Origin of the sequence: Pandoraea anhela (assembly GCF_902459655.1) — a bacterium.
In the GTDB taxonomy this organism is placed as follows: Bacteria; Pseudomonadota; Gammaproteobacteria; order Burkholderiales; family Burkholderiaceae; genus Pandoraea; species Pandoraea anhela.
In genome coordinates this window covers 157,699-181,913 of the sequence record NZ_CABPSB010000005.1, presented here as the reverse complement: position 1 = coordinate 181,913, position 24,215 = coordinate 157,699, and the positions used below count along the sequence as shown (strand labels likewise).

The 24,215-nt window shown below is 63.6% G+C and carries 18 protein-coding genes, 3 tRNA genes and 1 pseudogene; 16 read left to right on the top strand and 6 right to left on the bottom strand.

The genetic code is table 11. The features are described 5' to 3' along the window. The first annotated feature begins 7 nt into the window (after positions 1-7). On the top strand, positions 8-442 hold the full coding sequence (gene acpS / locus PAN31108_RS09725; RefSeq protein WP_281350052.1) for a holo-ACP synthase: 435 nt from the start codon (positions 8-10) through the stop codon (positions 440-442). After that, a complete protein-coding gene (nagZ, locus tag PAN31108_RS09720; protein WP_150668655.1) occupies positions 442-1,476 on the top strand; it encodes a beta-N-acetylhexosaminidase in 1,035 nt (344 codons plus the stop codon). The genes acpS and nagZ overlap by 1 nt, the downstream gene beginning before the upstream one ends. A 273-nt stretch (positions 1,477-1,749) precedes the next feature. Here nagZ and efp read toward each other — a convergent pair whose 3' ends face one another. Continuing rightward, positions 1,750-2,307 carry an elongation factor P gene (efp, locus tag PAN31108_RS09715; protein WP_150668654.1) on the bottom strand — a complete coding sequence of 186 codons (558 nt, stop codon included), beginning with the start codon at positions 2,305-2,307 and terminating at the stop codon, positions 1,750-1,752. A gap of 141 nt (positions 2,308-2,448) precedes the next feature. Beyond that, positions 2,449-3,675 carry an elongation factor P maturation arginine rhamnosyltransferase EarP gene (gene earP, locus PAN31108_RS09710; protein ID WP_370819618.1) on the bottom strand — a complete coding sequence of 409 codons (1,227 nt, stop codon included), beginning with the start codon at positions 3,673-3,675 and terminating at the stop codon, positions 2,449-2,451. 143 nt (positions 3,676-3,818) lie between these two features. Between earP and uvrC the strand changes: the two genes are divergently transcribed. Beyond that, a complete protein-coding gene (gene uvrC / locus PAN31108_RS09705) occupies positions 3,819-6,227 on the top strand; it encodes an excinuclease ABC subunit UvrC (RefSeq protein WP_246183865.1) in 2,409 nt (802 codons plus the stop codon). Between the two features lie 140 nt (positions 6,228-6,367). Here uvrC and kch read toward each other — a convergent pair whose 3' ends face one another. Continuing rightward, complete coding sequence (kch, locus tag PAN31108_RS09700) at positions 6,368-7,606, bottom strand: voltage-gated potassium channel protein (RefSeq protein WP_246183864.1); 1,239 nt, start codon at positions 7,604-7,606, stop codon at positions 6,368-6,370. Between the two features lie 176 nt (positions 7,607-7,782). On the opposite strand from kch, the gene pgsA reads away from it, so the two are divergent. From pgsA to PAN31108_RS09675, 5 genes are all read left to right on the top strand, one after another. Beyond that, positions 7,783-8,376 carry a CDP-diacylglycerol--glycerol-3-phosphate 3-phosphatidyltransferase gene (gene pgsA / locus PAN31108_RS09695; protein WP_150668652.1) on the top strand — a complete coding sequence of 198 codons (594 nt, stop codon included), beginning with the start codon at positions 7,783-7,785 and terminating at the stop codon, positions 8,374-8,376. Between the two features lie 188 nt (positions 8,377-8,564). Then, positions 8,565-8,640: transfer RNA gene (locus tag PAN31108_RS09690), tRNA-Gly, on the top strand. A 49-nt stretch (positions 8,641-8,689) separates the two neighbouring features. Beyond that, positions 8,690-8,765, top strand: a tRNA-Gly gene (locus PAN31108_RS09685). Positions 8,766-8,881: 116 nt separating this feature from the next. After that, positions 8,882-8,955, top strand: a tRNA-Cys gene (locus PAN31108_RS09680). Between the two features lie 368 nt (positions 8,956-9,323). After that, complete coding sequence (locus tag PAN31108_RS09675; protein WP_150668651.1) at positions 9,324-9,656, top strand: antibiotic biosynthesis monooxygenase family protein; 333 nt, start codon at positions 9,324-9,326, stop codon at positions 9,654-9,656. 52 nt (positions 9,657-9,708) lie between these two features. On the opposite strand, the gene PAN31108_RS09670 is transcribed toward PAN31108_RS09675, so the two are convergent. From PAN31108_RS09670 to PAN31108_RS09660, 3 genes are all read right to left on the bottom strand, one after another. Then, positions 9,709-10,683: an alpha/beta hydrolase family protein gene (locus PAN31108_RS09670; protein ID WP_246183863.1), complete on the bottom strand. Its 975-nt coding sequence runs from the start codon at positions 10,681-10,683 to the stop codon at positions 9,709-9,711. Positions 10,684-10,933: 250 nt separating this feature from the next. After that, positions 10,934-11,680, bottom strand: coding sequence for a FadR/GntR family transcriptional regulator (locus PAN31108_RS09665; protein WP_083254233.1), 747 nt, complete (start codon positions 11,678-11,680; stop codon positions 10,934-10,936). A 244-nt stretch (positions 11,681-11,924) separates the two neighbouring features. Next, positions 11,925-13,097: a porin gene (locus PAN31108_RS09660; RefSeq protein WP_246183862.1), complete on the bottom strand. Its 1,173-nt coding sequence runs from the start codon at positions 13,095-13,097 to the stop codon at positions 11,925-11,927. 479 nt (positions 13,098-13,576) lie between these two features. On the opposite strand from PAN31108_RS09660, the gene PAN31108_RS09655 reads away from it, so the two are divergent. The 8 genes and pseudogenes from PAN31108_RS09655 to PAN31108_RS09620 form a co-directional block, all read left to right on the top strand. Then, complete coding sequence (locus tag PAN31108_RS09655; RefSeq protein ID WP_150668649.1) at positions 13,577-14,752, top strand: extracellular solute-binding protein; 1,176 nt, start codon at positions 13,577-13,579, stop codon at positions 14,750-14,752. A gap of 10 nt (positions 14,753-14,762) precedes the next feature. Further along, positions 14,763-15,857: an ABC transporter ATP-binding protein gene (locus PAN31108_RS09650; RefSeq protein ID WP_150668648.1), complete on the top strand. Its 1,095-nt coding sequence runs from the start codon at positions 14,763-14,765 to the stop codon at positions 15,855-15,857. Further along, complete coding sequence (locus PAN31108_RS09645; RefSeq protein WP_150668647.1) at positions 15,854-16,744, top strand: ABC transporter permease; 891 nt, start codon at positions 15,854-15,856, stop codon at positions 16,742-16,744. The genes PAN31108_RS09650 and PAN31108_RS09645 overlap by 4 nt, the downstream gene beginning before the upstream one ends. Positions 16,745-16,797: 53 nt before the next feature. Beyond that, complete coding sequence (locus tag PAN31108_RS09640; RefSeq protein ID WP_306440140.1) at positions 16,798-17,697, top strand: ABC transporter permease; 900 nt, start codon at positions 16,798-16,800, stop codon at positions 17,695-17,697. A gap of 266 nt (positions 17,698-17,963) precedes the next feature. Continuing rightward, positions 17,964-18,305, top strand: a complete 342-nt coding sequence (locus PAN31108_RS09635) for a DUF4148 domain-containing protein (RefSeq protein WP_150668645.1) — start codon at positions 17,964-17,966, stop codon at positions 18,303-18,305. Positions 18,306-18,414: 109 nt separating this feature from the next. Then, entirely contained in the window at positions 18,415-19,725 is a 1,311-nt protein-coding gene (locus PAN31108_RS09630; RefSeq protein WP_150668644.1) for a TolC family protein, read from the top strand. A 9-nt stretch (positions 19,726-19,734) separates the two neighbouring features. Next, entirely contained in the window at positions 19,735-21,027 is a 1,293-nt protein-coding gene (locus tag PAN31108_RS09625) for an efflux RND transporter periplasmic adaptor subunit (RefSeq protein WP_246183861.1), read from the top strand. An 18-nt stretch (positions 21,028-21,045) separates the two neighbouring features. Next, positions 21,046-24,189: pseudogene (locus PAN31108_RS09620) on the top strand (efflux RND transporter permease subunit); the annotation flags it as partial. Positions 24,190-24,215: the final 26 nt, after the last annotated feature.

Below are 24,215 nucleotides of genomic sequence, written 5' to 3'. Positions count from 1 at the left end.
AACGGCGATTTACGGCGTGGGGACCGACATCCTGCAAATCAGCCGGGTGGTGGGTGTCATGACGCGCACCCAAGGGCGGTTTGCCGAGCGTGTGCTGGGGCCAGAGGAACTGAAGGTTTATCACGCACGTCAGAAGCGCTCCGAGGTACGCGGATTAGCGTATCTATGTACCCGGTTCGCGGCGAAGGAAGCGGTCTCGAAGGCCATTGGCCTTGGCATGCGCTGGCCGATGACATGGCGTGCGGTGCAGACGCTCAACGCACCGTCCGGCAAGCCGGTCGTCGTCGCGTCGGGCGAGTTGGTGCAGTGGCTGGCTGAGCGGCAACTGTCGATCGAAATTTCGATCACCGACGAAAAAGAATACGCGGTCGCATTTGCGATCGCATCGCGCAATTTGGATAACGCAAGCAACGCAAGCAACATTGCATCGGAGAAAACGTAATGACGAAGCGCAGGCCGGGCCCGGTGATGCTGGACGTCGTGGGGCTGACCCTCAGCGAAGACGACATTCGTCGCATCGACCATCCGTTGACCGGGGGTGTCATTCTGTTCGCGCGCAATTTCGACGATCGCGCGCAGCTGTGTTCGCTCACAAAGCAAATTCGCGACGTGCGCGACGACATTCTGATCGCCGTGGATCACGAAGGCGGACGCGTGCAGCGGTTCCGCACCGACGGCTTCACGCATTTGCCTGCGATGGGCAAGCTGGGCAAGCTTTGGCATGAGGATGTTTTCAAGGCTACGCGTGTGGCGACGGCCGTGGGCTACGTGCTGGCGTCCGAGCTGCGTGCCTGTGACATCGACCTGAGCTTCACGCCGGTGCTGGATCTGGACTACGGCACGTCCACCGTGATCGGCGACCGCGCGTTCGATGCCGATCCGCGTGTTGTGGCCATGCTCGCCAAGAGTCTCAATCATGGGCTGCTGCTGGCCGGGATGGCCAACTGCGGCAAGCATTTCCCGGGACATGGTTTCGTCGCGGCGGATTCGCATCACGAGATCCCGGTTGATGAGCGCTCGCTCGACGAGATCCTTTCGGTCGACGCCCAGCCGTACGACTGGCTGGGCATGTCGCTCGCGGCTGTGATGCCGGCGCATGTGATTTATCCGCAGGTCGATCCGCATCCGGCAGGGTTCTCGGCCAAATGGCTCAAGGAAATCCTGCGCGGCCAATACGGCTTTGACGGCGTGATCTTCAGCGATGACCTCTCGATGCAGGGCGCGAGCGCTGCCGGAGACGTCGTGACGGCCGCGCATGCTGCGCTGGACGCGGGTTGCGACATGGTGCTCATTTGCAACAGCCCGGAGAAGGCGGATCGCCTGCTGCGTGAGATGAAGCCCGTGGCGGACACGGTATCGCAGCGTCGTATCAAGCGTCTTCAGGGGCGCGGCAAAGCGCACGGCTGGGAAAAGATGCTGGGGCAGCCGGAGTATCAGGCGGCGAAGCGTCTGATCGCTGAGACGTTCGGCGGGTAAGGGAGTACCGGCCGGGCGGGACAGACGGCGCGTGCAATGCGCATGTGGCGAGTCGGTGGCACGCGGTATGAGGCCGCCGGCGCGTCAGCAGCGATGGAGATGGCGACGGAATCTTCAGCGCATGGCCTGCGCACTTTTGCCCCGTGGCGTTGGCCGCATCGTTCGCGCAAACTCGTTCGTTCAAACAAAAAGCGCTCGACCCCGAGGGGACGAGCACTTTTTCGTTATCCGACCCGCCCGTCGCCCGAAGGCAACGCGCCGGCAAGCCAGCGATTAGACGCGGCTCTTGTATTCGTCGGTACGCGTGTCGATTTCGATCATGTCGTCGGTGTTGACGAACAACGGCACCTGAATTTCCAGCAGGTCGTTGATCTTCGCGCTCTTCAGAACGCGGCCCGACGACGTGTCGCCCTTGACTGCCGGTTCGGTGTACTGGACCTTACGCACGAGCGTGGTCGGCAGTTCGACCGAAATGGCCTTCTCGTTGTAGAACACGACTTCGCACGGCATGTCGGCTTCGAGGTACTTGATCGCGTTGTCCATGTTTTCCGCTTCGACTTCGTACTGGTTGTACTCAGCGTCCATGAACACGTACATCGGATCGGCGAAGTACGAGTACGTCACTTCCTTCTTGTCGAGCGTGACGGTTTCGAACTTTTCGTCCGCCTTGTACGTAAATTCACCGCGGCCTTCTTTGAGCAACTTCTTGTACTTCAGCTTGACCATGCTGGAGTTGCGGCCCGACTTTTGGAATTCGGTGCGGAGCACCACGTGCGGTTCATTATCGAGAATGAAGACGTTACCGACGCGGAGGTCTTGAGCGATTTTCATAAAAAAACGAGATCCTGTGACGAAATAAGCGATTTGCCGCTTGTTGAGCGCTTCCATACGCTCATTCGCCGCTTGATTCCCGCGTCCGCCCGAAACAGTCTCCGGGGCAGCAGGTTTAGCAGCAAAGCGTTGAAAAACCAGCTATTTTACCTGATTTTCCGCGAAGCTTGCCAACTGTCGCGCAAGGTCCGGGAGGCTCGCCTGAGCCTGCGCCCAAGCCTGCGCATGGCGATTGAGCTCGGGCAAGGCCGCCGCCAGGGCGGCCCAGTCGGGCGCCGTGCTCGCATAACCGTTCCAGAGGTGCCAGAACGTGCGCAGGGCCTCGCGAGCGCCATGTGCCAACGGAGGCGTCGTACTGTCCAGATAGCGCTCGAGGAACGCGTCGAGCTTCACGTGATGGGCGTTCTCGTCCTGGGGGTAGATATGCCAGACTAACGGCTTCGCCGCCCACTGCGCGCGCACGAACGAGTCCTCGCCGCGCACGAAATTGAGGTCGCAAGCCCAGAGCAGAGCGTCGAATTCGGTTTGCGGGACGAACGGCAGGCCATACACCGTCAGCGCGCCGCGCGCCGCCGATTCCCCCGGCGCGAAAGCCCCGCGCCCGAACCACTCGCCGACGGCGGGGGCGATACGCCCCTGCGGCACCAGACAGACGATTGGCGTCTCACTGGCCGCCCACTGCGCAAGCAGCGCCGGTAGCGCCGGATTTTCGTACGCGAAGAGCGATACGACGAGCGCCTGTCGCGGTGCGGTCGCCAGCCCGAGCGTGCGCTGCCACCATGCGTTGCGCTGCTCGGCGGACGCGAGAAAGGCGTCGCGACGGGAGAACAGTTCGCGCTCGCGCGTGAGTCCGCCCGTACGCGGCGTAAATCCGGGCAGGAAAAACGTCTTCACGAGTCCCAATTGCGGATGCAACGACTTCTGCAAATGAAAGTCGTCGACCCACGCCTCGGCGCTCAGGTATTCGAGATTGATCCAGACCGGCGCGTGACCCGCTTGCTTGCGAGCGTGCATTGCCTGCACGTAGCTATCCGGAATGTGACAGGCGAATGCCTCGATGACGATGTCGCCGGGTGCATTTTCCTCAGTGATCGTGCCGAAGTCGGCCTCCCAGCGGCGAACATCCACACCATCGCAGCGCTGCCGGGCAAGCGCCGGGTCGATGTCGGGGCGCAGATAACGGAAGCTCGTCAGATCGTCGACCCAGAGCCGCACCGACCACCCGTGTTCGCGCTCCAGTTGACGCGCAAGCCGCCAGCACACGCCGATATCGCCGAAATTGTCGATGACGGTGCAGAAAAGATCGCAGCGTGGCACCAGTGGCAGTGCGCCTGAGATCGAGGTGGCGGAGGGCTGTGATTCGGGCAGGGACATTGAGAAGCCGATACGCGGATTGGTCTAAACTCCTGATTTTAGTCCCTGTGACGCGTGACGACGATGGGCGTCGCTGCCAGCGATGCCACATCGCGTCGCCTCGCCTCGCCCACCGGACGCACCGATCGCCTGAGTTCATGACCGAAGACGCCCACGACGTCACGCCGCCGCGCAAGTCCCGCAAAGTTGACACCGCCCCCTCCGAGCCGGGCGGGGACATCACGCAACCCTCGACGGCGCCGGCAACGGCAGACGAATCCCGCGCGACGACCGAAAAGCGTGGGACGCGCAAGACAGCCGACGCGTCGGTGTCGTCCAAACCGGCGAAGGCCGACAAGCCGAAGCGCTCGCGCAAAGTCGACGATGGCGTCGCGTCGTCGCAGACTGGCGACGCCAACGACGCACCGCTGTTCGACGCCCGCAAGGTGCTCGCACAACTGCCGAACTTGCCCGGTGTTTATCGCTACTACGACGCCGCGGGCAACGTCCTTTACGTCGGGAAGGCGCGTAACCTCAAGAAGCGCGTGTCGAGCTACTTCAACAAGACGCAGCTTTCCCCGCGCATTGCGTTGATGGTAGCCCGCATCGCGAAGCTGGAAACCACGGTGACGCGCTCGGAAACCGAGGCATTGCTGCTTGAGAACAATCTGATCAAAGCGCTGCATCCGCGTTACAACATCCTGTTTCGCGACGACAAGTCATATCCGTTCCTCAAGCTCACGCAGCATAAGTACCCGCGTATGGCGTATTACCGTGGTTCGGTGGATCGTCGTGGGCAATATTTCGGACCGTTCCCGAGCGCGTGGGCGGTTCGCGAGAGCATTCAGATTCTGCAAAAGGTTTTCCAACTGCGCACGTGCGAAGACTCGGTCTTCTCGAATCGCACGCGTCCGTGCCTGCTCAATCAGATCGAGCGGTGCAGCGCGCCGTGCGTCGGGGCGATCACGGATGAGGACTACGCGCGAGATGTGAACAACGCGGCGGCTTTCCTTTCGGGGCGGCAGAACGAAGTCCTCGGCGCATTGGAAGCGAAGATGATGGCGTACGCCGAGGCGCTTCAGTTCGAGCAGGCGGCCGTGGTGCGCAATCAGATGCAGGCATTGTCCGGCGTGCTTCAGCAGCAGTCCGTCGAGACGGCGGGCGATGTCGATGCCGACATTCTTGCCGTCGCTTACACTGGCGGACGCGCGTGCGTGAACCTCGCCATGGTGCGCGGGGGCCGTCACCTGGGCGACAAGGCCTACTTCCCGGCGCACGTGGAACGCGGTGTCGAGGGCGGTATCGCCGACGAGTTCGAGGAAGACGAGGTGGCGGCGCAGGCCACGTCCGCAGCGGGGGGCGATGCCGTCGTCAACGAAGGCGAGCTCGCTGGCGAGATGCCGTCGGATACGCCGGCGGCGTCGCTCGAATCGCGACTGCTCGAAGCCTTCGTGGCGCAGCATTATCTGGGCCAGTCGGTGCCGCCGGTGCTGATCGTGAGTCATGCATTGCCCGGCGACGAGTTGCTTACCGCGTTGTCCGAGCAGGCCGGCCGTCGTATTGCGATGGTGCGGCAACCGCAGGGGCAGCGTCGTGCGTGGCTCGACATGGCGCAGCAAGGCGCGCAGCTTGCGCTCACGCGGCTTTTGACGGAGCAGGGCAGTCAGCAGGCGCGCACCCGTGAACTGGTGCAGACCATCGGGCTCGATATCGACGACCCGGCGTTGCTGCGCGTGGAGTGTTTCGACATTAGTCACACGCAGGGGGAGGCCACGCAAGCGTCGTGCGTCGTCTTCCATCATCACAAGATGCAGACGAGCGAGTACCGGCGCTACAACATTTCGGGCATTACACCGGGCGACGATTATGCGGCGATGCGTCAGGTGCTCACGCGCCGGTACGGCCGTCTGATGGAGGCCGCGTCGGCGGCGGTGACCGATGCGGCCGATCCGTCATCGGTCGCGGCCGATGTCGCGCGTGCCGAGGCCGATACCTCGGTGGTGGCGGATGGCGAGGCCGCCGAGGTGACGGCGTTGGCGGACGCGAATGCATCGAGCGCATCGAACGCATCAAGCGCATCGAGCGCCTCAAACGCGTCGGACATCGCCGACGTCGAAGCCAATCTGCCGCAACTGGTCCTGATCGACGGCGGCAAAGGGCAAGTGGAGGTGGCCCGCCAGGTGTTTGTCGAATTGGGAATCGACATTGGTCGTCTGGTCGGTGTGGCGAAGGGCGAGGGGCGCAAAGTGGGTCTCGAGACGCTGATTTTCGCCGATGGACGGGCGCCGCTGGAATTGGGCCGCGAGAGTGCGGTGCTGATGCTCATTGCGCAGATTCGCGACGAGGCGCACCGCTTTGCCATTACCGGCATGCGGGCCAAGCGCGCGAAGGCGCGTCAGACGTCGAGGCTCGAGGAGATCGAAGGCATTGGTGCGAAGCGACGTCAGCGCTTGCTGATGCGCTTCGGCGGCTTGCAGGGTGTGGCATCGGCGAGCATCGACGAACTGGCGAGCGTCGAAGGCATTTCCACCACGCTCGCCGAGCAGATCTATCGTCAACTGCACTGAAAACGGCGGACGCCGGTGAATAGGCGTCGCTGCGCGAAGCTGCCGGCGTCTGCGAATCGGAAAGCCCCGGCTGGGGCGATGTCATGGCGGGCGTTGCGACGAGGGTCCGACTCGCCGGACTCGCCGGACTCGCCATCACATCACGTATCGCCGTGGAACAGCAGGCGCATGACGGTCTCGTTGTCGACCGTCTCGCCCGAGAGCGTGCGTGCGAGGAGTTCGCCGCCGACGACCGGCGGCGCGAAGATCATGTCCGGCTGCACCCGCTTGAGTTTGCTGAGGTGCTTGCTGTCGTTCACCGAGGCGATCGTACGGACCTTCGGTGCGATCTCTTTGGCGGCGAGCACGATGAAGGCGTTCTCCGAATCGTCGGCCCGTAGCGCGAGCACGGCTCTGGCGTGAGCGATGCCGGCCTGCGTGAGCACGGCGTTGTCGCTGGCGTCGCCGTGCATGACGTCCGCACTTTCCGGATACGGGCTGTCGGCGCCGCTCGCGATGATGACCGTCACCGGCCAGTTGCGCTTGGTGAGTTCATGGTGAACGTTGACGGCAAGCGGCGACGCGCCGGCCACGATGAAGTGGTTCTTTCGTATCACGTGAGTGAATCTCCCCGAGAGAATTTTCTTGAGGTTGCCCCCGACGAGCGGGCCGATGACGACCGTGAGCGACGTTGCGAACACGCTGATCCCGAAGAGGATGACCGAGGCGGTGAAAAGGCGCGCGTCCGTCGATACGGGCACGATGTCGCCATACCCCACGGTCGTCATCGTGACGATGGCGAAATAGAAGGCCGTGGCCAGATCGGCGACGTTCGGTTTGAACTCGCGCCCGAGATACATCGTGCCGAACGTGGCGTAGACGATCAGTGCGAATACGGCGACAAGTGTGTAAAGCGTGGCGGCCGCGAAGCTTGCGCGGTCGAATTCGCGCCAGTACCAGAGCAACAGGCCGAAACAGACGAGCGAAAGGACGAACGTCAGATCGAAGCGGATGTCGAGGTGGAAATTGATGGCGGCGGCGAGCGCGAGCATCACTAATGTAAATGCCCAGGCGGTGCGGGCGCGGATGACGAGTCCGCAGGCGAGCGCGACCAGCGCCAGCCCGACGAGTGCGCGTGGCAGGTGCGAGAAATCGATGCGCTCGATGGCGTTCAGGCCGAACAGCAGGCGAGGCAGATGGGTGGCCTCGATGCGTTCCAGCGCGGAGATATCGCCGCGCACGAACAGGTCGATGAGCAGCGAGCCGGGCACGCGCAGGAGGACGGAAGCGACGAGCAGCAGGCCGTCGATCCCGACCAGCGCCGCGATAAGGACGTGTGGGGAAAGCACGGGCCGGAGCAGGGCGCCACGCAAGGCGGTCAGGGGCCGGGGCAGTTTCACGAGATCGGCGCTATTGGCGGGATGTTGCGAGCAAGATAGGGGCACACCGGCGCACATGTCAACAGGTGCGAGGTGCCGCGGCCTTGTCGCTGCGGGGCAGACACGGCACAATGCGGGTCTGGTACGGCTGCCGAGCGCGCCGTGTGTCGACTGCCGTTTGCCGAACTCATGCTGCCATGCCTTTCAATGTCCCCATATTCCTGACCTGGCTTCGGATCGTGCTGATCCCGCTGGTGGTCGGCGTCTACTACTTGCCGACGACGTGGTTATCGTCGGTCGAGATGAACTGGGTGGCGTGCGCGGTGTTCGTGCTGGCGGCGCTGACGGATTGGTTCGACGGGTTTCTGGCGCGACGCTGGAACCAGACGTCGGCATTCGGTGCATTTCTGGACCCGGTGGCCGACAAGCTGATGGTGGCGGCGGCGTTGCTGATGTTGTTGCAGATGGGCCGGATCAACGCGTTGGTGGCGCTGATCATCATCGGTCGCGAGATCACGATTTCGGCGTTACGCGAGTGGATGGCGCAAATTGGCGCGTCGCGCAGCGTGGCGGTGCATCAATTGGGCAAGATCAAGACGGCGGCGCAGATGGTGGCGATTCCGCTGTTGCTGTTCAACGGCACGGTGGCCTGGAACGGGTTGCGCTTCGACTCGCGGTTCTGGGGAACGTGGTTGATCTACGTGGCGTCGGTACTCACGTTGTGGTCGATGCTGTACTATCTGCGCCGCGCGTGGCCGCAGATTCGCGAGCGTGGTGGGGCGCAGATGTGAGTGTAAGTCCCTGAAAATGCGGGAGGGATGCGGGATCTGCGCAGTGAAGGAGAAAATTCTTCACAAATTTTCAGTGCAGGTGCTTGACACTGAATCGTCGTTTAGCCATAATCTCATTCTCGCTGCTACGGCGCTAGCCCGGCAGCGAAGTTTTAAGAAGTTGATGGATTGGTAGTACGCATGAAAATGCGGGAGTAGCTCAGTTGGTAGAGCGCAACCTTGCCAAGGTTGAGGTCGCGAGTTCGAGACTCGTCTCCCGCTCCAGTTTTCACACTGGACATTAAGTGAGTTGATCCTTGGTGTTCGGTGTCATGCGGGAGTAGCTCAGTTGGTAGAGCGCAACCTTGCCAAGGTTGAGGTCGCGAGTTCGAGACTCGTCTCCCGCTCCAAATCCAGAGGGAAGCCTGGCTTCCCTTTTTATTTGCCGAAAAGCCCACGGCGATCGATCCGAAGGGCGCCCTCGATGGAAACAAAGAGCGGTTACAATGCGGCAGCATATCCCGATGGCGGGATGGCAGAGTGGTCATGCAGCGGCCTGCAAAGCCGTGTACGCCGGTTCGATTCCGACTCCCGCCTCCAAATTCAAAAGCCCTGACTTGTCAGGGCTTTTTCTTTTTATGCATTCCCCTCGTTCGCTGAGTCCCGTCACATGGGCCTCCGTGAGCGAGGGCAATCGGCCCCTATCGTGTTGGGAGGCGGGAACGCGGTGCATCGGTGCCGAAGCACTTGCGCGGATCGCGCCGCTCCTTGACGCGTGTCTCGATTCGGTCGCCGACAGTGCGCTTGTGCGACTCGTGAACTTCAACGCATCGCTCATGCCTCTCGCATGCTCACCCTCACTGCCAGGGAATGCGCTTGCGCCTGTGTCGACGCTGACGGGCGCATGCATTCGGCCAGTGCAATCGTGTCGGGCTCGTCGGGTTCTCCTTCCCCCACCATCTTTCACCATGACATATTCCTCCACGTTCATCTTCGCAGCGAAATCGTTTGACGACGAATTCCATCGACTCGATCAGGCCATCGCTCGGGCGGCACGGTGTATTCCCGGGTATCTCGGCGAGGAGGCCTGGGAGAACGCGACGACAGGTCAAGTCGCCAACGTGTATTACTGGGCGACGCTGGACGCGCTTGAGCAATTGATTCGGCATCCGTCGCATATCGAGGCGAAGGCGGCGCAATCCAAATGGCTCGACGGCTATCAGGTCGTCATCTCGCAGGTGCTGCGGTCTTATGGGGATGGAAAATTGCCGCACGTGCTCGTCCCGCATGTCACGACGTAACGCCTGATGCATGCCGTACGGCGCATGACGCGTGACGAAGGTAGACGAACCCTCAAAACCCGAGCTGTTTGAGGAATGCGTTCACGGGGGCGGACCACAACTTGCCGCCATAGGTGAGCAGCAGATGACCGTCGTGGCCGGAAATATCTTCGGTGTGAACGAACGTTGCCGGACTGCCCGACGCAGCGAAGGCGTCGAACCATTGCCGGGGCGCGTCTGCGCCCCAGTACTGGTCATTGCGCGCATACAGCCAAAGCCCGGGGATCTTCGTCGTCTTGCCGAACTCGCCGTAGACCGTTTTCATCTGCTCCGGGTCGCAGCTGTGCTGCGGTGCGCGCTCCGGCGAGCCGCCCGCGCCGCCCGAGAAGTTGATGTAACCGACGACGCCCGGCGGATTGGTCGCGGCCGTGGAGACCGTCGTGAAACCACCGACGGAGCGACCTTCGAGCACCACCCGCTGCTTGTCCGCCCACGGCTGCGCCTGCGCCCATTGCAATACCGCGAGATTCGCCTGCGCCGTCACTTTGCCGAGCGTTTCGAAATCCGGTCGACGCGTGCACTGTCCGCTCTGGTTGAACGCCGCCCCCGAGTTTTCTCGATCCGGGCCGCCCGTCCGCCCGTACCCGACGCGAATCGGCGCAACGATGGCGAAACCCTTTGCGAGCCAGAAGCGCACGTGTGCCTGCGAAATGGGAGCCGTGAGTTTCGCGCGTGTCTGCGGATCGCCGGCGCGCCCGTGTTCGAAGATCAGCACGGGGAACGGTCCGTTGCCGGCCGGTTTGTAGACCTCGGTGTGCATGCCGACGTCGCCGCCAAAAGCGCCCGCGCCAGGCAGGACGACGGAGACGATGTCGGGCCGGATGTCCATCGCAGCGGCGCTCGACGCCGCCGTTTCCTCCGTCGCCGAAGATGTCGCGGGTATTGTGACGAGTGTGGTGACGAGCGTGGTGACGAGTGTGGTCGCAAGCGCCGAAGCACGAAGCCATGCGGCGCGCACAGGGGGACGGGCAATCAGGCGTTTCATCATGGTGGCGCGCTTCCCGGACGGAATCGGACAGATCGGATGCAGCCGGATGCCTCAACTGCATTGTGTGCACGACATCGATGGCACGAATGGTGCACTCATCGTACTGTGCGCCGTGCCCCCGCACCATCATTTGAATGACGGATGCCGCCTTGGTCCCGGCGAGCGGCGGCGCTAAGCGATATCGACTCGCATATCGTCCACCGCATCGGTATCTGCCGCCGGCGGTGGCGACACGCCCTCGCGCATGACGTCAGCTTTGCGTGCCGGCCGATTCCTGCGCCCGACGCAGACGCTCGCGGCTGTTCGTCAGATGTGTGCGCATGGCGGCACGCGCGGCTTCCGGATCGCGTCGCGCGATCGCGTTGTAGATGTCTTCGTGCTCGCGATTCACGCGGTTCAGATACGACACCTGATCGTCGTCGGCCAGTGCGGCGGAATTCACGCGCGTGCGCGGAATGATCGTGTTGCCGAGTTGTTCGAGAATGTCGTGGAAGTAACGGTTGCCGGTCGCGCTCGCCACTTGCAGATGGAAGGCCACGTCGGCGGTCACGGCGTTGCCGGTGCGCTGACGCACGTGCATCTCGAAGTCGTCGAGCGCCTGACGCATCGCCTTGAGCTGCGTGTCCGTGCGACGGTTCGCGGCAAGCCCGGCCGCTTCGGTTTCCAGCGAAATGCGCAATTCCAGAATCGCCATCACATCGAGCATCGTGAGAATGCTGTTGGTGTCGACTTGCAGCGCGTTCTCGCGCGGCGCTTCGAGCACGAACGTACCGATGCCGTGACGTGTTTCGACCAGTTGCGCCGCTTGCAGGCGTGAAATCGCTTCACGGACCACCGTGCGGCTCACGCCGAGACTTTCCATGATGGCCGACTCGGTCGGCAACTTGTCGCCCGGGCGGAACGTGCCGGCGCGAATCTGCTCGGACAAGGCGCTTACCACCTCCTCCGTGAGGCTGCGAGACTTGCGGCGAGGACGTGCGGGCAACGGACTGGTCATGGACATTGGCGTCGATTGGAATTGTGGGGACGATATTTGGCGAAAAGCACGCTCAGTTTACCTTATCGACCGTCGCATACATACGACAACCGATAAGAATCGACCGCCAGCGCGGCAACCCTGACCGTATCGGGCGCTGGCGGTCGAACCTACGGCTTTGTGCGACTTCTCGCGACTTCTCGCGACCACTCATGACCGTCCGCACCGGGACGCACGCGGCACCGTTGCGGAACACCGAAAAACGTCAGAAATCGACGCGGATCCCGAGCATGCCGACGAACTGCGAACTCGTTGTCGACGGCGTGCTGTTCTGCGAGTCGCCGACCACCGGTCCGGCGTTGATGATGCTCACGCCGTTGGCGGAGAGCGACTTGCCGTTGGCGTGCTGCCACGCTTCGAGCGCATAGAGCGACGTGCGCTTCGAGAGCGAGTACACCTGCGCGAGCGACACCTGATGGTAAGTTGCGGCGTCGTTGATGCCGTTGGCCTTCGACGCCGCGGTGTAGCTGTACGCCGCCGCCAGACGCCACTGCGGCGCCACGATCCACGACGCATGCACACCCGCCGTATTGAAGATCGCACTGTTGCGGAACAACGACGCCGCGCCCGGCTTGTATTGCACGTTGCTATAGCTCGCGCCCAGCGTCACGCTGCCGATGGTGTAGATGCCGGCCACGGCGATGTGTTGCAGCGAGTCGGCCGTCACGTAACCCTGATTGACGGCAGACGTGCCCGGCACGCCCGTGGAGGCGCTGTTCCACGCGGTGCCGCCGCCCACGTTGTTCAGGCGAAGGTAGCCGGCGGCGAGCGACAGCGGACCGCCGTCGTAACGCAGCGCGCCGGAGAATGTGTTGCCCTTGCCCATCGCGCCGGCCTGACCGCCGAAACCATATTGCAGGCTGGCCGTCACGCCCCACAAAACGGGCGACGTGTAAGTCACCGAGTTGTTGATGCGGATGGTCGTGTCGAGGCCGTCGATATCGCCCGGGTGGGCGCCGGTTGCACCCGTCACGTAGGCGACCGGGCCGATCGTGCCCACGAGCAGATAGTACGGCGAGTACTGACGGCCGATGGTGAGCGTGCCGACCTGTTCGTTCTTCAGGCCGACGAACGCCTGACGGTTGAACATCACGCCCGACGAACTGAAGGCGCCGTTGTTGATGTCGAAGCCGTTTTCCAGCTGGAAGAGCGCCTTGGTGCCTCCACCGAGATCTTCCGTGCCGCGCAGGCCCCAGCGACTGCCCGCGAGGTTGCCGTTGCGCAGATAGGTATTCGACTTGCCGTTCTGGTTGCTGCTGTAGGTCAATGCGTCGTCGACGATCCCGTACAGCGTCACGCTCGACTGGGCAAACGCCGGTACAGCCCCGGCGGCGAGACCGGCCAATACCAGCCCGGCAAACAGTTTCGAATGTCTCACGACGGCTCCTCTTGTGATGTGTTTTCCTGAACTTCGCTTGTGACGTCGACGGCCATCGGGGTATGCCGTCCGAGGCTTGTGCCCGTTTTGCTTCATCTCGCTTCGCTGCGGGGCGCTTCCTTCTCGTGATTTTTTCGTGATGCGCTGGATTTTCACGACACCTTTTCCTCAGTCACGACCGGGAATGTGGCGTCGGCGGCGACGTGATGTGCGTCGTCTCCATCGTGGTTTGTGACACTTTTACGTCATCGTATGACTGGCCGTAATTTAGGGGACGCACCGCGCGCCTCTCCATCGGTGAAATCCCTGACGACATGCTCGGCATCCTGATGAAATCTCAATTTTTCGGCCATTGAAGTCGCGAATGGCTGGTTCACCTAGGGAAACCTCTGGGGTGGTTTGCGCTGTCTCCTAATTGCAAATCCAGTACCTCAGTCATATGATGACTTACGAGAAATTCCATTAAAAAAGGAGACAGCATGGCCTTCAGCCGTAGGGGATTCTGGCAGCGCACGCTTGGCGCAGCGGCCTGTGCCGCCGTACTTGGAGGACTCGCAGGCACCGCGAGCGCGGCGCCGGTCGCGCTGAACGTGGTGGATGTGGCGGGCAATCTCGCGCTCACGCAAAAGGGCTTCGAAGCCTTCCGCGACAAGTACCCGGATCTCGTCTCCAAAATCACGTTCACGAACGCCCCTGCACCGCAGCTGCCGGGCAAGATCAAGGCCATGCAGGCCGCCGGCCGCGTCGATATCGATATCGTGCTGACCGGCACCGACGCGCTTGCCGCCGGCATTCAGCAAAACCTCTGGCAACGTTTGTTGCCCGAATACAGCGCGAAGCTGCCGGGCGTACTCGACAAGTACGCGCCCAATGTTCGCGCCATGCAGGAACTCTCGAAGGGGTACGGGCTGGCGGTCACGTTCATGCCTGCCGGTCCGCTCGTCGAATACAACCCGGCGAAGGTGACGAACCCGCCGAAGACGCCCGCCGAACTGCTCGCCTGGTGCAAGGCGAATCCGGGCAAGCTGATTTACGCGCGTCCGGCCAATTCCGGCCCGGGCCGCACGTTCCTCATGGGGCTGCCGTATCTGCTCGGCGACAAGGACCCGCACGATCCGATCAAGGGATGGGACAAGACGTGGGCGTTCCTCAAGGAACTCGACACATGCATTCCGTACTACCCGGGCGGCACGTCGGCGGTGATGAAGGAACTGGGTGAGGGCAGCCGCGATATGACGCTCACCGTCACGGGCTGGGACATCAACCCGCGCGCGCTCGGTATCGTGCCGGCGAGTTTCAAGGTGCAGTCGTTCGACAAGTTCACATGGGTGAACGACGCGCATTACCTGGTCGTGCCGAAGGGCGTCGCCAAAGAGAAGATGGACGTGATCGTCAAGCTGATCAACTTCATGCTCGAACCGGCGCAACAGGCGCTTACTTATGACGACGGCTACTTCTATCCGGGACCCGCCGTGAAGGACGTGCCGCTGTCCGCCGCGCCGGCCAGGAGCCAGGAGACGATCGCGAAGTACGGCCGTCCGGAGTACGCCAGGCTCATCGCCGACTTCCCGCATGCCGTGCCGCTCGATGCGACGGCGATGGTGGCAGCGTTCCAGAAGTGGGATGCCGAGATCGGTTCGCAGAAGTCGAAATAAGGGTTTCGTCATGAAGCACAACTTTCAGCAACTGCGTCTGGATCACGTGGCGCGCAGCTTCACCAACGCCGAGGGACAGTCCGTGGCTGCGCTCAATGGCCTCGACCTGAGCATCGAGCGCGGCGAGTTCATCGCCTTGCTCGGGCCGTCGGGATGCGGCAAATCGACAGCGCTCAACTGTATTGCCGGACTCACGCCGCTCACGGGCGGCGCGATCTGGCTCGACGACACGCGCATCGATGTGCTGCCGAGCGAGAAGCGCGGCTTCGGCATGGTGTTCCAGAACTACGCGCTGTTCCCGCACATGAGCGTGCTCGACAACGTCGGTTTCGGGCTTCGCATGCGCGGCGTGTCGCGCGCCGAAATCGACAAGCGCGCCCGCGAAGCGCTGCAACTCGTGCAACTCGTGGGCCACGAGCGCAAGTTGCCGGGGCAGTTGTCGGGCGGTCAGCAGCAGCGTGTTGCGATTGCGCGCGCCATCGTGATTGAACCGCCGGTTGTGCTCATGGACGAACCGTTGTCGAACCTCGATGCGAAGCTGCGTATCGAGATGCGCGCGGAAATCCGTCGCATTCACGGCAAGCTCGATCGCGCGACGATCTATGTCACGCACGATCAGGACGAGGCGTTGTCGATGGCCGATCGCATCGTGGTCATGAAAGAGGGCGTGGTGCAGCAGATCGGTGCGCCGCGCGAGGTGTACGGACGTCCGCGCAATCTGCATGTCGCGCGCTTCATGGGGTATCGCAACGTGCTCGACGTCTCCATCATGTCGGCGCAGGGCGAGCGTGCGCGCGTGTCGTGCGGCGGCGCTTCGTTCGATGGCGTACTCATGGAGCCGCCGGCGGCAGGCGGCAACGTCGAAGGCAAGGTGAGCGTCGCGATTCGTCCGGACGATTTCGAGCGCGCGCCCGCCGCCAACGACAACGCCTTCGAGGCGGTCGTAGAGACGGTCGAGTACGGCGGCCGCGACTCGCTGTTGCGGGTGGCGTCGCCGTTCGGGCCCCTGTATGCGCGGCTGCCGGGCGATTACGCCGTCGGCGAGCGTGTGCCGCTGCGCGTGCCGGTTGAGCGTACGCTCGTCTACGCCGGAGAGCGCGCATGAGCGCCGCTGCCCCGGCGTCGCTCGACATGACGCCTGCCACACGTTACGACGGGCGCGGCTGGCTCATCGCGCCGGCGCTCGTGTGTCTGGTCGCGATGTTCGTTTATCCGTTCGCGTACGGGCTGTTCCTGTCGTTCCAGCCGATGGAGGGCGGCGGTGTCTTCGCGAACTACCTGAAGTTCTTCACCGAGCCGACACTCTGGCCGACGGTGCTCATCACGCTCAAGCTCGCCGTACCTGCGACGCTGATCAACGTGGGCGCGTCGATCCCGGCGGCGTTCGCGTTGCGCAGGAGCACGGGTGCGTCGAAGTTCGTGACGATGCTGCTGGTGGTGCCGGTCACGCTCGGCACGGTGCTGATCGCCGACGGCATGCTGACGTACTACGGTCCGAACGGCTGGTTCCCGCAAGCCTTGCAAGCGCTCGGGCTGTATCACGAGGAAGTGCGTTTGACGCACAACTACTGGGGCGTGCTGATCTCGCTGGTGATCTCGGGCTTTCCGTTCGCGTTCCTGCTGATCCTGTCGTACGTGACGGGCATCGATCCGACGCTCGCCCGCGCCGCCGGCACGCTGGGCGCCGGACCGTGGCAGCAGTTCCGTCTGATCTATCTGCCGCTGCTGGTGCCGGGATTGACGATGGCGGCGTGCCTGTCGTTCGTGCAGGCGTTCTCGGTATTCCCCTCGGCAGTGCTGCTCGGTGTGCCCGCAGGGGCCACGCGCGTGGTGTCGATTGCGGCGTACGAGGCGGCGTTCGAGAGTTACGACTATTCGCTCGCGTCCTGCGTGGCGATCGTGATGGGCTTCGTACAGTTGCTGATCGTGGCGGGCATGCTCGGTGCGCGCCGGGCCTTCTATCGCGGTCCGACCACGGGAGGCAAGGGATGAGCGGCGCAGACAAGCATCCTGCCGGCACGATGGCCGCGCAAGACGGAGGATTCATGGCAACGCAGGCGTCCGGGAGTGCGTCGGCTATCGCCCCCGAAACCCGGCGCAAGAGGCGTCGGGAGGGGCCCGGCTCCCGCTTGTGGCGAGCGCTGGTGTGGGGCGCGATGATTTTCTTCCTCGTGAACGTGGCGCTGATGATCGCCACCGTCACGATGAACTCGTTTGCCACGCGCTGGTTCGGCACGCCGCTGCCCGAGGGTTTCACGTTGCATTGGTACGCGCAGGCATGGCGCGATTTTCAACTGGCCGACGTGTTGTGGGTCACGGTCGAAGTCGTGGGCGCGGTCGTGCTGCTGTCGATCGCGTTGGGCGTGCCGGCGGCGTACGCGCTGGCGCGAGCGCAGTTTCCCGGCAAGAAACTCGCGATGCTGGTGTTTCTGCTGCCGTTGATGGTGCCGCCGGTAACGTACGGCATTCCGATGGCGACAGTGCTCTACAAGGTCGGCTTGGGCGGCACGCTCGCGGGCGTGATTCTCGCGAACCTCGTGCCGTCGTTGCCGTTCGTGATTCTGGTGATGACTCCGTTCATCGAGCAGATCGATCCGAATCTCGAATCGGCGGCGCGCATCTTCGGGGCGAACACGCTGAAGTACTTCCGCTACGTGTTGCTGCCGCTGCTGGTGCCGGGCATTCTCGCTGCGGGCCTGCTGGTGCTGGTGCGCACGATCGGCATGTTCGAGCTGACCTTTTTCACCGCGGGCCCCGACACGCAGACGCTGGTGGTGGCGTTGTACTACGCCGTGTTCTCTACCGGCGTGCGCGCCCCGCAATCCATCGACGCGATGGCCATGATCTACATGGCGATCACGCTGCTCTGGGTGCTCATTGCGCTGCAATTCGTGAGCCCGACGCAGTTGGTCAGCCGCGTGAAGGCGGCACCGAAAGGAGAGTAGGCGTCGCCGCGATGGGCGACATCGGCACCAGCTCCTCAACACATCGCTACCACATCGCTAACACATCGCTAACATAGCGACTACTGCGGCGACTACCACAGCGACTACCACGAGCGAAGGCCTGCATTCGTCACGGATGCGGGCCTTCGTCGCATGACAAAAATGTAATCCGCGTTTCATGTTGGTGTGGGCGCGCGCTGCATACGATGGGTACCCAACAGGCTTCGATGACCTGCCTTTCCTAGCCAAGCAAAAGGGGTACTACCATGCAAAAGCGCATTATGCTCTGCGCCGCTCTCGGCCTGATGGCCGTCATGTCCACGGCGGCCCGCGCCGACCATCTCTACGGTAACGAGGCGACCACGTTCGCACCGGCGAACGAATCCCGTCCCGACACGCGTGAGGCGGTGGTGGCGGAACTCACGCTGGCGCACGCGCAAGGCGTGCCGGTGCCGTCGAGTCTGAAGGCGATTCAGGCGACGCAGTCACCGTCTGTGAAGACTCGCGACCAGGTGTACCAGGAACTTGTCGAAGCGCGTCGTCAGGGACTGATGGATCAGCCCGACGCGCTCTACCCGAGCCTCACGCCACGGTCGGCGCCCAACTGATCCGATTCGCGCGGCTTGTGCGCGAGCATGGGCCGTTTCCGCACTTTCCCCCTGTCAGGCACGCAGCCACGGGCATCGAGCGCTCGGGGGGAGTCCCTGTGTCGATCCCATGAAGAACCTGATCCTCACGACCTGCCTCGCGATCGGCGTGGCTGCGGTGGGCAATGGCCATGCCCAATCACTTTCCGTCAATGCCACGGCGTCCGGTGCAAACGCGGGGCTTACGCTCGCGCAGGCCATGCAACTGGCGCTCGACAACAATACGACGCTGCGCATCGCGCGTCGCGAAATCGATGCGCAATCCGGTGCGCTGATGCAGGCCGGGGCGCGTCCGAATCCCGAACTTTCCGTGTCGCAGGAAGACTTCCGCAATGCGTCGCGCACGACGACATTTCAACTGACGCAGCCCATCGAGCTGGCCGGCAAGCGTCGCTATCGGGTCGAGGCGGGGGCGGCAGCCGAACGCGTCGCCGCGCTCGACGCGCAGACCGCCGAGACGAGCGTGCGCAGCGATGTCGTGACACGCTACTTCGAAACGCTTTCGGCGGCGGCGCTCGTTGCGCTCGCCAGTGAGACGGAAGACATCGCCCGGGAAACCTACACGGCCACGCAGCGACGCGTACAAGCCGGAAAGATTTCTCCGGTCGATGAGGGACGCGCGCAGATCGCGCTGAACAACGCGCAGATCGAAGTCGCATCGGCGCGGGCGGCGCAGAGTCGCGCGCGCGGGCGGCTCTCGCAAGTCCTCGGGGTGTCCGATACGGACTTGCCGCAACAGCTCGCGGGCGATCTGGACGCGCTGCCGCAGTTGCCGGGCTGGTCGTCGCTCGTGGCGGCATTGCCGACGACACCGGCATTGCAATCGGCTTACGAGGAGATCGGCCGGCGCGACGCGATGGCGAAGCTCGAACGTGCCCAACGCGTGCCCGACGTGAGTGTGAGTCTCGGCCTGAAGCGGGTGACGGACAACGGGCGCACCGACAATCAGGCGGTCGTCGGCCTGTCCATTCCACTGCCTGTTTTCGACACGCGTCGGGGCGCTGCGATGGAGGCGGCGCAACGCGCCGACATGGCGCGCGATGCGTACGACGGCGTGCGTCAGCAACAACAGGCGTTGTTACAGGCGTCTTACGCGGAGTTCTCGGCCACCCGCGACGCCACCGTGCGTCTGCGCGACATCATCCTGCCGCAAGCCGAGCGCGCGTACGACGCCACCCGCCGTGGCTTCCTGCTCGGCAAATTCGGCTTTCTCGATGTGCTGGACGCCCAGCGCACGTTATCGCAGGCGCGCTCGCAGTACATGACATCCGTGGCGAACACCTACGCCGCCTACGCTGCGGCGAGCCTCGCCGTGGGCGGGGCGGTCGACGGTGTCGCACTGCTGTCCGCCGAACACCTTTCGCCAACGTCCGCCAAGTAAGGATCCATCGTGCAACGCACCAGACAACTCCAATTCGCCGGCGCCGTCGTTGCGCTGCTCGCCAGTGCGGCCATCGGCCTGTTCGGCTTCGACCGTTCCGCGCGCGCGGTCGCCGAGCGCAACGCAAGTCAGCCTTCGTCATCGACTGCCACGGCCGACCCGCACGCGCACGACAAGAAAGACGCCGGTAACGCGAGCGACGCAAAAGCCTCCGGCGCCGCTCAGGCTGACGACAAGGATCATGAAGACGAGGGGCTCGTCACGCTCAGCGACACTCAGCAGTCCGCTGCCGGCATCCAGATCAAAGCCGCAGGCGCGGCGCAAATCGTCGAGTCGACCCAGTTGCCCGGCGAAGTGCGCTTTAACGAGGACAGGACGGCGCATGTCGTGCCGCGCGTGGCCGGCGTGGTCGAACGGGTGAATGTCGATCTCGGTCAGCAGGTCCGGCGCGGCGATGTACTCGCCGTCATCTCCAGCACGCAGGTCTCCGAGCAACGCGCCGAATGGCTCATGGCGCAGGAGCGCCGCGCGGTGGCGCTCAAGACGTTCGAGCGAGAAAAATCGCTTTGGGAGGACAAGATCTCGGCCGAGCAGGATTTCCTTCTGGCTCAACAAGGGCTGCGCGAAGCGGACATCGCGTTGCGCAACGCACGCCAGAAGCTCAGCGCGCTGGGGGCCGATGTCGGCACGGCTGGGGGAGGTGGTGGGGGAGGAGACGGGTTGAACCGGTTCGTGCTCAGAGCGCCTTTCGATGGCACGGTCGTGGCGAAACATGTGGCGCTGGGCGAGGCCGTGACCGAGGCCAGCGATCTGTTCACGATTTCCGATCTGAACGCCGTCTGGGCGGAAATCGCCGTGCCGGCGCAGTGGCTCGGCGCGGTGCGCGTGGGCACGCCGGTCGAAGTCCGGGCGACGGCGTTCGACTCGAAAGCGTCAGGGCGCGTCGCTTATGTCGGCTCGCTGCTCGGGGAGCAGACACGTACGGCGGTCGCACGCGTCACGCTGAACAACCCGCAGGGCGTGTGGCGCCCCGGCGTATTCGTCAACGTTGCACTGAGCACCAGCGAGGTCTCGGTGCCGGTGGCCGTCGCGCTCGACGCCATACAGAGCATCGACAACGAAACCGTCGTGTTCGTGAAGTCGCCCAAGGGCTTCGTGGCGACCAAGGTGCAAACCGGCCGTCGCGACGGCACGTCGGTCGAGATCGTCAAGGGGCTCTCGCCCGGCACGGATTACGTTGCGTCGAACAGCTTCCTGCTCAAGGCGGAGCTGGGCAAGCGCACCGCAGAACATGACCATTGACAGACGGGGACGCAACGCATGTTCGAACGCATCATTCAATTTTCCATACGGCATCGCTGGCTCATGCTGATCGTGACGCTGGCGGTCGCCGCCGCCGGCGTATTTTCCTATCAACGTCTGTCGATCGACGCCGTTCCCGACATCACCAACGTTCAGGTGCAGATCAACACCAACGTGCCGGGGTACTCGCCGCTCGAAGCGGAGCAACGCGTCACCTTTCCCATCGAGACAGCCATGTCGGGCCTGCCCGGACTGGAGCAGACCCGCTCGATATCGCGATATGGCCTCTCGCAAGTCACCGTCATTTTCAAGGACGGCACGGATATCTATTTCGCCCGGCAACTCGTGAACGAGCGCATCGGCCAGGCAAAGGAAAAGTTGCCGGCCGGTACCACGCCCGAGATGGGGCCGATTTCGACGGGGCTGGGGGAGATCTTTCTCTGGACGGTCGAGGCCACGTCACAGGCGCGCAAGCCGGACGGCACGCCGTACACGTCGGCGGATCTGCGCGAAATTCAGGACTGGATCATCAAACCGCAATTGCGCAACGTGCCGGGGGTGACGGAAATCAACACCATCGGCGGGCTCGCCAAGGCGTATCAGGTGGCGCCGGATCCGGCGCGGCTCATCTCCTACGGCCTCACGTTTGCCGATGTGGTGCGCGCGCTGGAGCGCAACAACGCCAACGCCGGCGCGGGATACATCGAACGGCGCGGTGAGCAGTATCTGATCCGCGTGCCTGCACAGGTGCGCAACACCGACGATATCGGCAATGTCGTGCTCAACAACGTGGGCGGTGTGCCCGTGCGTGTGCGCGATGTGGCCGACGTGTCGATCGGGCAGGAACTGCGCACGGGCGCGGCGACCGAGAATGGCCGGGAGGTCGTGCTCGGCACCGTGTTCATGCTGATCGGCGAGAACAGCAGGACCGTCTCGCGCGCGGTGTCCGAGAAGATGGCCGAAATCAACAAACGTCTGCCCGAGGGGGTCTCCGCGATTCCCGTATATGACCGCACGGTGCTGGTGGACAAGGCGATCGCGACCGTCAAGAAGAACCTGCTCGAAGGCGCGGCGCTCGTTATTGCCATTCTCTTTCTCTTCCTCGGCAATCTGCGCGCTGCACTCATTACCGCGATGGTAATTCCGCTGGCGATGCTCATGACTTTCACCGGCATGGCTGCCGGTCGCGTCAGCGCGAACCTGATGAGTCTGGGCGCGCTCGACTTTGGGATCATCGTCGACGGGGCCGTCGTGATCGTCGAGAATTGCGTGCGTCGTCTGTCGCACGCACAGCAGGCGATGGGGCGTCCGCTCTTGTTGCGCGAGCGGTTGAAGGAGGTGTTTGCGGCCGCTCGCGAGGCGCGTCGACCGTTGCTGTTCGGGCAGACCATCATCATGGTGGTGTATCTGCCGATCTTTGCGCTCACCGGTGTGGAGGGCAAGATGTTCCATCCGATGGCGATGACCGTGGTCATGGCGCTGGCGGCCGCGATGGTGCTGTCGGTCACGTTCATTCCCGCTGCGATCGCCGCGTTCATCGGCAATCGGGTGTCGGAGAAGGAGAACCGGCTGATGACGCTCGCGCGGCGCGTGTACGAACCGGCGCTGGACTGGGCGCTGTCGCACGGTCGTGCGGTGGTGGCGTTGGCTTGTCTGACCGTACTGCTGACGTTCGGGCTGGCGACGCGACTGGGCAGCGAATTCATGCCGAGTCTCAATGAAGGCGATCTGACGATTCAAGCGATGCGCATTCCGGGCACGAGCCTCACGCAATCGGTTGAGATGCAGCAGCAACTGGAGAAGGCGCTCGTCGCGCAGTTGCCCGAGGTGTCGCGGGTATTCGCACGTACCGGCACGGCCGAAGTGGCGTCCGATCCGATGCCGCCGAGCATCTCGGACGGCTACATCATGCTCAAGCCCACTTCGGAATGGCCCGATCCGCGCAAATCGCGCGAACAGCTCATCGAGGAAGTGACGCGCGTCGCGCAATCGATTCCGGGCAGCAACTACGAGTTTTCGCAACCGATCCAGTTGCGCTTCAACGAGTTGATCTCCGGCGTTCGAAGCGATGTCGCGGTGAAGGTGTTCGGCGACGATACGGCGGTGCTGGACGATGTCGCCAGTCGTATCAGCGCGCGTCTGCAATCGATCGAAGGCGCGACCGAAGTCAAAGTCGAGCAGACGTCCGGGCTGCCGATGCTCACCATCAACGTCGACCGGGAGAAGATCGCCCGCTACGGCGTGAACGCCGCCGACGTCCAGGACACCGTCGCCGCCGCCTTGGGCGGCCAGAGCGCAGGCACGCTGTTTCAGGGCGACCGCCGGTTCAGCATCGTCGTGCGCATGCCCGACGCGCTGCGCAGCGATCTCGAAGCGATCCGTCGGCTGCCCATTGCATTGCCCCGAGGCGATGGCGCGGGTAATCAGGCCGCAGGTGCCGCGGCAGGAGCGATGGCCGCCCGCGTGGCGTTCATTCCGTTATCCGAAGTGGCGACGCTCGACCTCTCGCCCGGCCCGAATCAGGTGAGCCGGGAAAACGGCAAGCGTCGCGTGGTGGTGAGCGCGAACGTGCGCGGACGCGACCTGGGGTCGTTCGTCGAGGACGCCCGCAGGCAGATCGAGACGGTCGCCGTGCCGCCGGGCTACTGGACCGCGTGGGGCGGACAGTTCGAGCAGCTCCAGTCGGCGTCGAATCGCCTGAAGATCGTCGTGCCGGTGGCGCTGCTGCTGGTGTTCGGTCTGCTCTTCGCCATGTTCAACAACGTTCGCGACGGGCTCCTCGTCTTCACCGGCATTCCGTTCGCGCTGTGCGGCGGCCTCGTGGCCCTGTGGCTGCGCGGCATCCCGTTATCGATCACGGCCGCCGTCGGTTTCATCGCGCTTTCAGGCGTGGCCGTGCTCAACGGGCTGGTCTTGATATCCTTTATCCGCAATTTGCGCGAGAACGGGCGTCCGCTGGCGGAGGCCGTGCGTGAAGGCGCGCTCACGCGCTTGCGTCCCGTGCTGATGACGGCGCTGGTGGCGTCGCTGGGCTTCGTGCCGATGGCGATTGCCACGGGCACGGGGGCGGAGGTGCAGCGTCCGCTCGCGACGGTCGTCATCGGCGGGATATTGTCGTCGACGGTGCTCACGCTGCTGGTGTTGCCGGTGCTCTACCGCATGGTGGGGCAGCGCGGTGGCAAGGGAAG